This is a genomic window from Actinospica sp. (genome assembly GCF_035552695.1).
Classification (GTDB): domain Bacteria; phylum Actinomycetota; class Actinomycetes; order Streptomycetales; family Catenulisporaceae; genus Actinospica.
Map to the genome: position 1 here is coordinate 17494 of NZ_DASZKT010000060.1, position 14082 is coordinate 31575.

Here is a 14082-nt window from a genome sequence, read left to right on the forward strand (position 1 = left end):
CGCAAATGTTAGTATGTAAGAACAAATCCACCTGGAGGCCTCATGCTACTCGGCACCCCCGCCGCACCGGCCGACGCGGCCGAGTCTTCCCTGTTCCGCGGCACGCGGCAGTTCCCGGAGACCGCTCTCTGGAACGACTCGGCCGACCCCGCCGAGCTGGTCCGTTCCATCGGGTTCGGCGCCGTCGGGGCGACCTGCAACCCGGTCATCGCGTACACGGCCATCAGCAAGCACCTCGACGAGTGGGCGCCGCGTATCGCGCGGATCGCCGCCGAGAACCCGACGTGGGGCGAGTCCCAGATCGGCTGGCGCGCGGTCGAAGAGCTGTCCATCCAGGCCGCGAAGCTGCTCGAGCCGGCGTTCCAGGCCTCCGGCGGCCGCAACGGTCGGCTGTCCGTGCAGACCGACCCGCGCCTGCACCGCGACGCCGACGCGCTGGTCGAGCAGGCCGTGCGCTTCTCGCTGCTCGCGGAGAACATCATCGTGAAGATCCCCGCCACGGCGGTCGGCATCCGCGCGATCGAGGAGGCCACCTACCGCGGCGTGAGCATCAACGTCACGGTCTCCTTCACCGTTCCGCAGGCGGTGCAGGCCGCCGAGGCGATCGAGCGCGGTCTGGACCGACGTGCCGCGGACGGGCTGCCCGAGCGCGAGTTCGGCTCCGTCGTCACGATCATGGGCGGCCGGCTGGACGACTGGCTCAAGCAGGTGGCGTCCACGCAGCGGCTGCTGATCGAGCCCGGCTACCTCGACTGGGCCGGTGTCGCCGCGCTCAAGCGCGCGTACGCCATCTTCCAGGAGCGCGGCTACCGGGCCCGCGTGCTGTCGGCGGCGTTCCGCAACGGACTGCAATGGTCTGAGTTGCTCGGCGGCGACCTCGTCGTCTCGCCGCCGTTCGACTGGCAGCTGCGCATCAACGAGAACGAACTCCCGGTCGTGCGCCGCATCGACGTGCCCGTGGACGAACGGATCATCGCCGAGCTCTCGAAGATCTCAGACTTCTGCCGCGCCTACGAGCCCGACGGAATGACGGTCGAAGAGTTCGACGACTTCGGCGCCACCCGCGCCACGCTCCGGCAGTTCCTCGACGCCGACGCCCAGCTCGACGCCCTCGTGCGGGACATCCTCATCCCCGCTCCGTGAGACTTGGATTCGGTTCGAATCCGCAGCAGTCGAGGACGAGGTCGCAGAAGGTTGCCTCGGCCCAGGAGAACCAGCGGCGGGTCCACGTCTCCGGCCGGTTGACGTGGAAGGACTCGTGGATGCGATCGGTCCCGCCACGTGTTTCCAGCAGCGTTCTGACGGTGGCACGCCTGACCGTCTCGTCAGGGTTCGTGAACGCGGCCGTGGCGAGGGCGGTCGGCCAGACATGGCGCCGCGGCGTGTGCGGGCTGCCGATGCCCGAGGCCGCAGAGCCCTGATAGTAGTGCGGATTGCGTGGGCTGAGGATGAACGCGCGCGTAGCCACGTACAGCGGATCGTCGGTTCGGCAGTAACCGAGACGAGGTAGCGAGAGCAGGCTGGGGACGTTCGCGTCGTCCATCTCGAGGACGCCGCCGAGGCCGTCCACCTCATACGCCCAGCGTGGACCGGTCACCGGGTCGTTGACCACGGCGTGCTCGCGCAGGCCCTGCTCGATCCCTTCGCGCAGCCGCGTAGCCCGCTCGATCAGGGCGCTGTCCGGGGGCGGCGCGATCTCGGCGATCTCCGTGAGCCGCGCTAGCACGAGCGAGGCGAACATGTTGCCGGGGACGTTGTAGTTGTGGGCGCAGGAGTCATCGCTCGGCCGGAAGGCGCTCCACGTCATGCCCGTGACGGCGACGCGCCTGCCCCGGCCGCCGCGCGCCAGGGTGCCGCTGCGTCGCGCAAAGCGTCGTTGGAAGCGGTAGCCGGAGCGGGCCTCGTGGTCCTGCTCGATCTCCCAGACGCAGAGAACGCGCTCTACCGCACGCCAGTAGAGCGCGTCGAACACGTCGGTCCGGCCGGTGCAGCGCCAGAATCGTTCGGCCAGGTGCAGCGGATAGCACAGGGAGTCGACCTCGTACTTGCGCTCCCAGACGTGCGGGCTCATCTCGGTCTTGTCGCGCTGGTGCCCGGCGCCGGTCGGACCCGGATTGAACGCGTTGGCGTACGGATCGAGCGTTATGAAGGACAGTTGGCGCCGCAGCACCTCCGCGACGAACCGCTCGGCGGACGGGCAATACGCGCCGAGCCGTAGCAACGGAAGCACCTGCGCCGCGGAATCCCGCAGCCACATCGCCGGGATGTCGCCGGTGACCAGGTACATCGTCCCATCGGGCAGCCGCCGAGCCGCGCGATCCATCGTCTCCGCCACGAAGCGCACGACCAGCCGCGCGGCCTCCCCGCCCACGTCGGCGGCCACCCGCTCGCGCAAAGAGGAGAGCGCGGAGAGATCAACGGTCACATTGGCGAATGTAAGCGCTCTCTCCGGCCGTCGCACCCTGGGCCGCTCCGTAAACGGTTCCGGAACCTACTCAGGCCCTTGACTCTCTTGGCTGAGCACGGTTCACTACTCGCCATGAGAGCGCTCTCCGTGCTGCAATCGCCGTGGATACGGCTGCTGGCCGTCGTCGTCGCGTTGGTCGGATTCGCGGGCCTGCCCGCGGTGGCTTCCGCCGCTTCGACATCCACGGCCTCGACGTCCACCGCGTCGACATCGCCGTCATCCGGCGTGGCGCCGTCCACGACCGGAGGGGCTCTCGGGCCGAACGTCTACGTGTTCAGCCCGTCCATGCCGCAGAGCACGATCCAGGGCACGCTCGACGCGATCGCCGCGCAGCAGGTGCCCAACCAGTTCGGCACGCAGCGGTACGCGCTGCTGTTCGAGCCGGGCACCTACGGCTCGACCGCGGACCCGCTGGTCTTCCAGGTCGGCTACTACACGAGCGTGGCCGGGCTCGGGAAGAACCCGTCCGACACGACGATCGTCGGCCAGGCGGACACCTTCAATCAGTGCACGAACGGCGACCAGACCCAGTGCTTCGCGCTCGAGAACTTCTGGCGCTCCCTGTCGAACCTCACCATCGACACGGCCGGCGGCTCCGGTTGCAAGGGCAACACGGAGTTCTGGGCCGTCTCGCAGGCCGCGCCGATGCGCCGGGTCCAGGTGAACGGCAACGTCACGCTGATGGACTACTGCGACGGCTCGCCGGACTACGCCAGCGGCGGCTTCATCGCCGACTCCTCGTTCACCGGCGGCACCGTCATCAACGGATCGCAGCAGCAGTACATCACCCGGAACAGCAGCCTCGACGGCTGGACGAACGGCGTGTGGAACCAGGTCTTCTGCGGCGACCCGGGCGCCCCCGCGCAGAGCTTCGCGGGCAATTCCGGCGACAGCGGCGGTCCCGCCCCGTACACGACCCTCGCCACCTGCCCGACGACGCGTGAGGAGCCGTACCTCTACGCCGACTCCTCGGGCAACTACGAGGTCTTCATCCCCTCGGCTCAGACGGACTCGAGCGGACCGAGCTGGGCGAACGGCGGCACGCCGGGCTACTCGCTGCCGCTGAGCAGGTTCTACGTCGTGCAGCAGTCGACGACGGTCGGGCAGATCAACCTCGCGTTGGCCCGCGGGCTCAACCTGCTGTTCACGCCCGGTGTCTACAATGTGCCGAGCACCATCCACGTGCTCTGGCCGGACACCAAGATCGTCGGCCTCGGCTTCCCGACGCTGATCCCGGAGCACGGCAACGTCACGATGGACGCCACGCCCGTGCCGGGCATCAACATCTCGGGTCTGATCTTCGACGCCGGACCGGTCACCTCCCCGGCGCTGCTCGACCTGCACGGCTTGTCCGCACTCGCCGGCCTGTCGGCGTACAAGAACGACCCGACGAGCATCGACGACGTCTTCTTCCGCGTCGGCGGAGCCACGGCGGGCAGCGTGCACACGGCCTTCGTCAACGACGCGAGCGACTCGATCATGGATGACGTCTGGTCCTGGCGCGCCGACCACGGAGCGGGTGCCGGCACGTGGACCGGCGACACCGCGGACACCGGAGTGGTCGTCGGCGGCGACAACGTCACCGCGTACGGCCTGGCGGTCGAGCACTTCCAGAAGTACGAGACGGTCTGGACCGGACAGCACGGCACGGTGATCTTCTTCCAGAACGAGAACCCGTACGAGGTTCCGGACCAGGCCGCGTGGATGGCCAGTCCGACCCAGAACGGCTATCCGGCGCTCTACCTGCCCGAGAGCGTGACCTCGTTCCAGGGCTACGGCTTGGGCAGCTACTCCTTCTTCAACCAGGGCGTGGCGATCGAGAACTCGACGGCCTTCCAGGCGCCGGACGCGCCCGGAGTCCAGTTCCACGACATCCTCACCGTGTTCCTCAGCGGCTCCGGCGGCATCCAGTCCGTGATCAACGGCACCGGAGCGGCCGTTTCCTCCGCCTTCGGCGGCCCGAGCGACCTGGTTTCGTACCCCTGAGCCTGGATTCAACGAGTCAGCGGGTCGGATCGCGCGGCGGTCCCGGCGGCCGTGAGCCGGTGTGCGGCGTTGCCTGGGGGCTCCCGCACTGCTGAGCATTCAAGGTATTAGTACTTAGGGGCTTGATTTACGCGCCACTTCGTCGGCGCAGTACGTTTTCCGCGGGTTCTGTGTCGCGTCGATTTCTCGTGCCTTTTTCCGACCGGCGGGGGAGCACAGCAGCTACTCGTGTTCGACCGCGTCATCGCCGCGCGCGACGCGTATTTCTCGCTGCCCGCCCTGACCGAGGGCATCATCCCGGGCCTGGCAAACCTGCGACTGAGCCGCTTCGTGGGCCCCCGCGCGGCGCGTCGGATGATCGTGTGGGACCGCAAGATCGCTGCCGAGGACGCCTAGGCCCGGCTGCTGTGCGAGGAGGTCGTCGACGCCGAGCAGATGGAGGCCGCGGCGGAGATCGCCATCGGACGGCTGGCGAACCCGGCCGTCATCCCGAATCGCCGCATGCTGACACTCGCCGAGGAGCCCTTCGACGCCTACCGGACCTATGTGGCCGAGTACGCGATCGAACAGGCGCGCCTGCTGTACAGCGAGAACCTGCGCCTCAGCCTGGAGCGCACGTGGACCAACCGGGCGAACAAGGCAGCTGGCAAGGCGGTTAGCACGACGGCGGGCGGCGGCCAACGGCAGCTGGCGACGGTGGACGGCGGCTGACGAAGACCGCACCCGCCGCCGCCGTTGTCCGCGAGTGACGACGTGAGACCTGAACGTTGTCGGCAGCGCACTTGGCAGCGCCGTCCGTCGGATCGAAACTCACAAGAGTACGAACCGAAGTTCAGGTTTTAGGTAACAAGCCCGAGGACCGCCCATGCCCCGTAAGCGCTTGATCACCACCGGCTCAGTGTCCATCGTTCTCGCCGCCGCGTTCGTCGCCGGACCCACCGTGCAGGCGCACGCGGACGGCGGTCGCGGAGTGCTGGTCGTCGGCAACGCCGTGGCCGGCACGATCAGCTTCATCGACGCGACCACGCTGACGAATCTCGGCTCCTTCAGCGTCATCCCCGACCTGCAGCAGGTCTTCGCGAGCTGGACCCCCGCGCAGTGGGCCGGCTACGCCGTCGCCAACGCGGACGAGTCGAGCGTGGACCCGGCCGTCGGCGGGACCCGCTACGTCGACGACTTCGCCATCTCGCCCGACGGCACCACCATCTACGTCTCCCGCGGCAACCTGGACGATGTGGCCGCGTTCAACCTCGTCACCCATCAGGAACTGTGGGTCGAGCAGATGGACGGCATCCACTCCGACCACCTCGGGCTCTCGCCCGACGGGAAGGAAGTGGTGGTCTCCGCCACGACCTCCGCCGAAGCCGAGGTCTTCAACACGGCGGACGGCTCGCTGATCGGCAAGTTCACCACCGGCAGCTACCCGCACCAGAACACCTTCACCTCGGACGGCAAGTACATCTACAACGAGAGCATCGGCATCACGGCCCTGCCGTACTCGCTGAACTTCCTCAAGGGGGCCCTCCAGCTCGAGAAGGTGGACGCGAGCACGCTCAAGGTCGTCAAGGTCTGGACTTTCCCGTACGGCCTGCGGCCGTTCGTGATCGCACCGGACGGCACGACCATGTACGCCGACATGTCGTACCTCAACGGCTTCATCAAGTACGACCTGAACACCAGTCAGACCCTCGCCACCGTCCAGCAGCCGTTCAGCGCGAAGGCCGCGAGCGAGACGTACGACGACTACCCGCAGAACTCCGCGCACCACGGGATCGCGCTGTCCGGCGACTCCGGCAAGCTCTGCGACGTCGGCACGATCGACGACTACACGAAGATCGTGGACACCGGCAGCCTGAGCACCACGGGCACGGTCACCTACCCGACCGGCAGCATTCCGTACTGGGCCCTGACCAGCACGGACGGCAACTACTGCTACGTCTCGCTGAGCGCCGGCAACGCGGTCTCGGTCGTCGACTACGCGACCGGAGCCGAGGTCGCGCGGATTCCGGTCGGGAACTTCCCGCAGCGGGAGCGCAACGCCAGCGTGCCGGAATCGGTGATCGCCGGGCTCTCGTCCTCGATCGGATGACCGTTCGAATGGGTGACTGCTCCCATGGGTGACCCCGCGGGCCGCGCGGTCCTGGTCGGCATCGTCGAGCGGATGTGCGGCGAGCCGACCGCGCTCGACGCCGTGGTCCGCGCGGCCCGCGACAAGTCCCCGTCCGTGGCGGCGCTGCCCGACGGCGAGGTGCGGCGCAACGTCGCCGCCCTGCTGCGGAGCGTGGCCCGGGGTTTCGCCGGTGCGGCGGCGAGCCCGGACCTCGCCGCCGCGGACGGCCTGGCCGCCGACCGGGTCGCGCAGGGCGTTCCGCTCGCCGGGCTGCTCGAGGGCTTCCAAGCCGGTCGCGCGCACCTGTTGCTGGCCCTCACCGAGCAGGCCCGGTCGCGCGGCGTGGCCCCCGAGACGCTGATCGACGCGCTCGTCGAGCTCGACGGATTCACCACCGACCTGCAGAACCGGCTCATCCACACCTACCGGAACCACGAGCTCACCCTCGCTCGGACCGGCCACGCGATCAGAGTCCAGGCCCTGCGCGGTCTGCTGCACGGGGAGCGCGGCGCGAACGCGGTCGACGCTGGTCTGGACCCCGCCAAGCGCTATCACTGCCTGATCGCCGACGTCGTCGAGCCGCGCGAGGCCGCGCGTGTCGAGGCGGTGCTGTGCGGCGACATCACAGGGTTCGTAGACGGCTACCTGTGCTGCGTCACCCCGCGGCTGCCCGTCCCCGACGCGCTGGAGCACATCGCGGTGGTCGCCTCACCCGCCCAACCGGCGAACCGTCTCGCCACGGTTTACCCGCTCTGCCGATCCGCCCTCGCCTCGGCCAGGCTGCGCGGCCTGCGCGGACTGCGATCCATCACCGGGCTCTCCGCGTTCGTGGCCGTCGACGCGCATCCCGAACTCGGCCCCGTGCTCGCCGCCGACCTGCTGCCGCGCCTCGACCCGGGCAAGAGCTTCCACCGCCTGCTCGCCCAAACGGCCCTCACCTACCTGGACCACGGCCGCCAACTCACTCCGACGGCCGCCGCGTTGCACGTTCACTCGAATACCGTCAAGCACCGGCTGCGCCGCTTGAGTGAACTGACCGGCTTCGGCGCGCCCGACGAGCCCGTCACCGACACCCTGCAATGGTGGTGGGCGCTCGACTCCTGGCTGCGCGCGATCGAGTGACCGCAGCCTGCGGAGATCGCCGGATTCAGTGATTCAGCGCCGGTTCCTGCTCGCCGCGCGGATCGGAGGCCTCGTCCTCCGGCGCGTCGATCGGCAGGATGAGGGTGACCTCGAAGCCGCCGTCCGGCTTGCGCCCGGCCGAGATCTCGCCGCCGTACAGGGCCGCGCGCTCGCGCATGCCGGTGAGGCCCATCCCGGAGCCGGTGTGCTCGGTGGCCTGCGCGACGGCGGATCGCGGGTGCTCGGTGCGCTGGGCCGCGACGCCGTTCGGGCCGGTGTCGGCGACGGTCAGCCGGATGTGTTCGGGCTCGTATTCGAGACGCACGTCCACCGACGAACCCGGCGCGTGCTTCAGCGAGTTGGTCAGCGACTCCTGGACCACCCGGTATACGCACAGCTCGATGCCCGCCGGCAACGGGCGCCGACGCCCGGCGATCGTGTAGCGCGAGGGAGTGCCGGACAGGCCCACCCGCTCGACCAGCACCGGCAGCTGCCCGATGCCGGGCGCCGGGCGGTCGTCCGCGCCCGCTCCGTTGTCGTCCTCGTCCGGACGCAGCAGGCTGATGAGCCGGCGCAGCTCCGCGAGGCCCTCGCTGCCGACCTCCGAGATCGTGCGGAGCGCCTGGTCGGCGGTCTTCGGATCCGTTTCGAGGACGAAGCGCGCGAGACCGGCCTGTACCGCGATGACGGACAGGTGGTGCGCGGTCACGTCGTGCAGCTCGCGTGCGATCCGGATCCGCTCGAACAGCACCAAGCGCTGCTCCCGGTCGCGCTGCTTGCGCTGGAGCTGGCCGCTGTAGTCGGCCATCAGCGCGTGGCTCTCCGTCAGCCTTCTGGCTCCGTCGCCGATCACGCCGATGGCCACGACGCGTGCCGCCGTGCCGAGGTAGATGTTGAACAGCGAGCCGACCCACTCGTGGACGTTGCTGTACATCAGCTCGGGGTACACGACCGCCGCGGCCGCCGCCGTCCACGCGCGACCACGGCGTGACGCAACCGTGAAAAACGCGAGCTGCAGGGCCAGCTGGTTCAGGCTCAGCCAGTAGCCGCGCGCCTCGAACACCGCGACCAGCACGGCGCACGCGATCATCACCGCCAGTGGGAAGACGCGCCGCACCACCAGCGCCACGCCGATCGCGGACGTGAGCAGCACGGCCAGCGCGTCGAACGGCCGCGACCCCGAGGGCGGGTACGACCCCGCCGCCGTGCTGAGTGAGAGCCAGGTGACGGCGGCGGCGATGGCGAAGTCGACGACCGTGGGAGGTATCGCGGCCAGTTTCCCGGGCACGTCGCGCATGCGGAGCATCGGACCAACCTAGCCAGCGGCCGTGCGGCCTGTCCTCAGCTCGCGGCAAGGATTCGGTCGTGCGCGGGTAAACCTTTGCGGTATCCGGGTATGCCGCGCGTGGCAGGTGCCGTACCGACCCGGATTGAACGGCTAATCTGGCGCGGGCAAGGGCAAGGCCGTCGTGCGGAACAGAGCGGGTGGCAGATAGATGAGGTTCGTCCATCGGGACGCCGGGATCGAACGCGAATGGGAGGCGCGGCTCGGCCGCCCGGATGCGGTGGTCGCCGACCTGGCCGCCGCGCTCGGCGCCCCCGGAAGCGGGCTGGTCATCGACGGCAGACCCGCGCCCCCCGGCGCCCCGCTGGCCGGCTCCGGCCTCGTCGCGGGCTCCGAGGTGGGGCTCCCGTCGGTCGAGGACTTCGGATTCGGCGCGGAGCGCTCGGACACCGACGCCACCGCGACCATCGATCCGGGCGCGGTGCTGCGGATCGTCGGCGGCCTCGACGCGGGCCTGTCGGTGCGGCTCGAGCCCGGGCGCATGCGGCTCGGCCGCGGCGAGGAGGCCGAGATCCGGGTCAACTCCCGGGACGTCTCCCGGCTGCACTGCGAGATCGACGTCACCGAGGACGGCCGGGTCACGGTCACCGACCTCGGCTCGCGCAACGGCACGGACGTCAACGGCGTGCGGCTGACCGGGTCCGCGCAGGTCGGCCCGAACGACCTGGTCTGCGCGGCCGGACGGGTGCCCTTCCGGGTGCTGCCGGTGCCCTCGATCAGCCCGACGGCGTTCGTGAATCCCGCGCGCGAGGCCGGTCCCGGCGGCACGCTGCCGTTCAACCGGGCACCGCGCGTCGCCATGCCGCCCGATCGTCCGCCGATCCGGCTGCCCGAGCCGCCGAACCGGTCCCAGGGCGTGCCGATGCGCATCTCGACGATCGTCTTCCCGCTGCTGCTCGCGGGCGTCATGGTGGTGCTGCTCAAGAACCCCGCGTACGCGATGATCGCCCTGTTCAGCCCGATGATCATGATCGGCAGCCAGGTCGAGGACCGGCTCAGGGGCCGCAACGGCTCGCGCCGCGGCAAGCGCGCGTACGCGGCGGACCTCACGGAGGCCTGCGACCTGCTCGCGGTGCGCCGCGCGGAGCAGCAGGCCAGGCTGCTGGCCGACTTCCCCGACGTCGCCGAGTACTTCCACCGCGCCACGGCTCCCGGTCTGCGACTGTGGGAGCGGCGGCGCGGTGCGGCGGACTTCCTGCAGGTCTCCGCCGGATACGCCGACCGGCGCTGGGAACCGCCGGTGGAGCGCCCCCGCCGCAACGATCTGGAGCTCGACGAGCGGCTGACCGCGGCGCTGGCCGCGGCCTCGGGGTTGAAGCAGGTCCCGGTGCCGGTGAACCTGGCCGCGGGCGGCGTGCTGGGCATGGAGGGCGACCGGGTGGCCGCCCTCGCCGCGGCCCGCGCGCTGCTCAGCCAGGCGGCCACCGGCAGCGGGCCGGCCGACGTCGCGATCGCGGTCTTCGCGGACGAGGACCGGATCGCGGACTGGGAATGGACGAAGTGGCTCCCGCACGGCACCGATCCGCGCGACGGCACCGGACGCCTGGTCGCCATCGGCTCCGAGCGCTCCGAGGCGCTGGCCCGCACGCTGCTGACGGATTTCGGCGCCACCAGCACGCCGTCACCGCGTGACACGGACGCGTCCGGCCCCGGATCGCCCGTGCTGCTCGTCATCGTCGACGGCGCGACCCTGCTCGAAGGCCGTCCCTGCTACCTGCGCGATCTTCTCGGCGGCCGGGTCGGCTCGGTCTCCGGGATCGTGCTGACGAGGCGGCTGCCCGCACTGTGCACCGAGGTGCTCTCCGTGGCCGGCGACGGTTCCGGGCGGCTGCGCCGGGTCGCCACCGGCGAGCAGGTCGACGAGATCCTGGTCGCGGGCATGACGAAGCGCCGCGCCAACGGACTCGCCCGCGCGCTGGCCAGGTTCGAGGACCCGGAGCTCAAGTCCGAGGGCAGCGGCCTGCCGGACCGCGTCGGCCTGCTGCCGCTGCTGGAACTGCCCGGCCAGCTCGACATCGCCGTCGGGGCGCGCTGGCGCACCACGCTGGAAACGCTGCGGGTCCGGGCCGTGCTCGGCGTCACCGAGCGCGAGCTGTTCGAGATCGACCTCGACGACGACGGCCCGCACGGCCTGATCGCGGGCACCACAGGCTCCGGCAAGAGCGAGCTGCTCAGAACCCTGATCATCAGCCTCGCCGTCGGCACCGACCCCGAGCACCTCACCTTCGCGCTGGTCGACTACAAGGGCGGCGGCGCGCTGGACGAATGCGCGCAACTGCCGCACGTCGTCGGCCTCGTGACAGACCTCGACGAACAACTCGGCGAACGCGCGCTGCGCTGCCTGGAAGCCGAACTGCGCTACCGGGAGCACGCGCTGCGCGGCGTCGGACTCAGCCACGTCCGCGACTACCAGCGACTTCGCGACACGCAACGCCCCGACCTGGAGCCGATGCCGCGCCTGGTCGTGGTGATCGACGAGTTCGCCACGCTGGTCAAGGCGCTCCCCGCGTTCGTCGACTCGCTGGTCAGCATCGCGCAGCGCGGACGAAGCCTCGGCATGCACCTGATCATGGCGACGCAGCGGCCGTCCGGTTCGGTCAGCGACGCCATCAAGAACAACGTGAAGCTGCGGCTGGCCCTGCGGCTGGAGAGCGCCACCGACTCCCAGGACGTCATCGACTCGCCAGCCGCGGCCGGAATCGGCAGCAGGCAGTGGGGACGCGGCTTCTACCGGGTCAGCGCGAACGAGGTGCTGCCGGTGCAGACCGCGCTCTCCACCGGGGTGACCGCACCGACGGCCGTGTCCAGCGGCGTGACCGTGGTGCCGTTCCGCCTGGCCCCGGACGACCACACCATGCTCGCCGCGTCGGACACCGACGTGACCGGCGACGCGCCGACCGACCTGGCCCTGCTGGTCGAGGCGGCCCGGTGGGCGAGCGCCAAGGCCGGAATCGGGGCGCCGCGCAGGCCGTGGCCGGACCCGCTGCCCGACTCCATCCCGCTGTTCGAACTCGGATTCGCCGTGCGCGGAGTGCAGACCGACGCCACCGACCTGCCCGCGTACGCGCTGGCCGACGACCCGGACCGGCAGGCGCAGTACCCGGTCGGCTGGGACCCCGCCGCTGGCAACATGCTGATCTACGGCGTCGTCGGCTCTGGCACCTCCACCGCGCTGAACGCGCTGGCCCTGTCGGTCGCCGTGTCGCTGCCGCCGGACAGCCAGCACATCTACGCCCTCGACATGGGCTCCGGTGATCTCGCTCCGCTGGCCGGACTGCCGCACACCGGCGCCTACATCGGCCCCACCGAGCGCGCCCGGCAGATCCGGCTCATCAGGATGCTGCGAGCCGAGCTGAACGCGCGGAAGGAGGGCGGCGCCGGCGCGGGCCGCCGCGGCCACGCCGCCCGACCGGCCCGCTGGCTCGTGCTGATCGACAACGTCGGCGCCCTCCGGGCCGAACTCGAGAAGGACTACGGCGGTCTCAGCGTCCTCGACGACCTCGAGCGGGTCTTCGCGGACGGCCCGGCCGTCGGGCTGCACATCGCGGCCACGGCGGACCGCGCGGGCGCGGTGCCGAGCGCCTGGGCGGCCCTGTGCCGGCAGAAACTGCTGCTGCGGCTGGCCGATCCGGGCGACTACGCGCCCTTCGACATCCCGCGCAGCGCGGTTCCCGCCGCCCTGCCGGGCCGCGCGCTGGTCGTCGCCTCGCGGCAGATCGTGCAGATCGGCTACCCCGGCGCCGATCCGGGCTCCGCCGTCATGGCCGTCGCCCATCGCTGGGGGGAGGCGCGTCGCACCGCGTTCCCCGTGCGGCTGCTGCCCGAGCGCATCGACGCCGGTCAGTTGCAGGCCTCGGGCGCGGTGGCGCACACCGGCCTCGAACCCTGGTCGGTCCCGGTCGGCTTCGCGGACAGCAACCTGGCCCCCGTCGCGCTGAAGCTGTATGAGCACGAGAACGCCCTGATCACCGGCCCGCCGCGGTCCGGCCGCAGCAGCGCCCTCGTGTCGATCGCGGCCATCGTGCTCGCCGGGCCCGAACCGCCCAACGTGGTGGCCTTCGCGCCGCGCCGCTCGCCGCTGCGCGATCTGCCGGAGCCGGTCGTCGTCTGCACCGACTACGCGCAGCTCGACAGCGTCCTCGCGCCGTTCGAAGGCAGAACTCTGCTTCTGGTTGACGACGCGGACACCATCCCCGACGGCCTCGGCGTCATCGACCGCTTCATCGCCAAGGCCGGTCCGGGCCGCCACCTGATCGCGGCGGGCCGCAACGACGGCGTGCGCCGCCAGTTCGGCCTGTGGACGCAGCGGGTGCGCGAGGGACGCTGCGGCGTGCTGCTCGTGCCCGACCACGAGCTCGACGGCGACCTGCTCGGCTCCCCGCTGCCGCGCCAGCACCGCATGGCCCCGCTGCCCGGACGCGGCTACCTCGTGTCCGACGGCCGGATGGAGGGGGTGCAACTGGTGCTGGCGGACATGTCCGCGGTCTCGCACGCGGAGGGCAGGAGTTGACGCGATCTACAACGAACGCGGTAGAGCGAAGTTCCACCTTTCGTTAGACGACCGATGACTCGTCGCCCCCGTAATGTTCTTCTCGTACCGCCGGTCAGACGAAATCCCAGCGTCTCGGCACACTCGACTTAGATTTGGAGCACCACCATGTCCGACGTTTCCGGGACCGTGAAGGTTACCGCCGAGGCCCACCTGCACATCAACCAGCTGCTCAGCCTCCTGAACGGCCCGCTCGGCGACGTCCTGTCCCAGGTCACCTCGCACGGCCTCGCGCTGACCGACCCGAACGTCTGGGCCGGCCCGGCCGCCACCAACTTCGCGTCCTCGGTGTGGCCGGAGGTGCAGAACCAGCTGGGCACCGTCACCACCGCCCTGAACGGCCTGCAGGGCCAGGTCTCGGGCATCCTGAACAGCATCACCTCGGCCGGCGCCTCCCCGCTGAGCAGCCTGCCGGTCGTGAGCAGCCTGCCCCTCGGCAGCCTGTAAGGTATCAGCGCACTGAACAGCTGGCACTGAACCGGCGACGGCGGTGGGGGGGGGGG

The 14082-nt window shown here is 70.6% G+C and carries 10 protein-coding genes; 8 read left to right on the forward strand and 2 right to left on the reverse strand.

Annotated features, from left to right (window positions below; genetic code table 11):
- The first annotated feature begins 42 nt into the window (after positions 1-42).
- Positions 43-1143 (forward strand): transaldolase family protein, encoded by a 1101-nt coding sequence (locus VG296_RS08760; protein WP_325564953.1) that lies wholly within the window; start codon positions 43-45, stop codon positions 1141-1143.
- Here the strand turns inward: VG296_RS08760 and VG296_RS08765 are convergent.
- Positions 1127-2425 (reverse strand): glycoside hydrolase family 125 protein, encoded by a 1299-nt coding sequence (locus VG296_RS08765; protein ID WP_325564954.1) that lies wholly within the window; start codon positions 2423-2425, stop codon positions 1127-1129. The two genes, VG296_RS08760 and VG296_RS08765, sit on opposite strands and share 17 nt — an antisense overlap.
- A 114-nt stretch (positions 2426-2539) precedes the next feature.
- Here VG296_RS08765 and VG296_RS08770 point away from each other — a divergent pair, with 114 nt between their 5' ends.
- The 5 genes from VG296_RS08770 to VG296_RS08790 all read left to right on the forward strand — a co-directional run bounded on the left by VG296_RS08770 (position 2540) and on the right by VG296_RS08790 (position 7685).
- A complete protein-coding gene (locus VG296_RS08770) occupies positions 2540-4453 on the forward strand; it encodes a glycosyl hydrolase family 28-related protein (protein WP_325564956.1) in 1914 nt (637 codons plus the stop codon).
- 168 nt (positions 4454-4621) lie between these two features.
- Complete coding sequence (locus VG296_RS08775) at positions 4622-4849, forward strand: enoyl-CoA hydratase-related protein (protein WP_325564970.1); 228 nt, start codon at positions 4622-4624, stop codon at positions 4847-4849.
- A gap of 39 nt (positions 4850-4888) precedes the next feature.
- Entirely contained in the window at positions 4889-5164 is a 276-nt protein-coding gene (locus tag VG296_RS08780) for a hypothetical protein (RefSeq protein WP_325564958.1), read from the forward strand.
- A gap of 154 nt (positions 5165-5318) precedes the next feature.
- Entirely contained in the window at positions 5319-6542 is a 1224-nt protein-coding gene (locus VG296_RS08785; protein ID WP_325564960.1) for a YncE family protein, read from the forward strand.
- Positions 6543-6566: 24 nt separating this feature from the next.
- Positions 6567-7685 carry a helix-turn-helix domain-containing protein gene (locus VG296_RS08790; RefSeq protein WP_325564962.1) on the forward strand — a complete coding sequence of 373 codons (1119 nt, stop codon included), beginning with the start codon at positions 6567-6569 and terminating at the stop codon, positions 7683-7685.
- A gap of 25 nt (positions 7686-7710) precedes the next feature.
- On the opposite strand, the gene VG296_RS08795 is transcribed toward VG296_RS08790, so the two are convergent.
- A complete protein-coding gene (locus VG296_RS08795) occupies positions 7711-8991 on the reverse strand; it encodes a sensor histidine kinase (RefSeq protein ID WP_325564964.1) in 1281 nt (426 codons plus the stop codon).
- Between the two features lie 190 nt (positions 8992-9181).
- On the opposite strand from VG296_RS08795, the gene VG296_RS08800 reads away from it, so the two are divergent.
- Both VG296_RS08800 and VG296_RS08805 read left to right on the forward strand, forming a co-directional pair.
- Entirely contained in the window at positions 9182-13540 is a 4359-nt protein-coding gene (locus VG296_RS08800; protein WP_325564966.1) for an FtsK/SpoIIIE domain-containing protein, read from the forward strand.
- A 147-nt stretch (positions 13541-13687) separates the two neighbouring features.
- Positions 13688-14026, forward strand: a complete 339-nt coding sequence (locus VG296_RS08805) for a hypothetical protein (RefSeq protein WP_325564968.1) — start codon at positions 13688-13690, stop codon at positions 14024-14026.
- Positions 14027-14082: the final 56 nt, after the last annotated feature.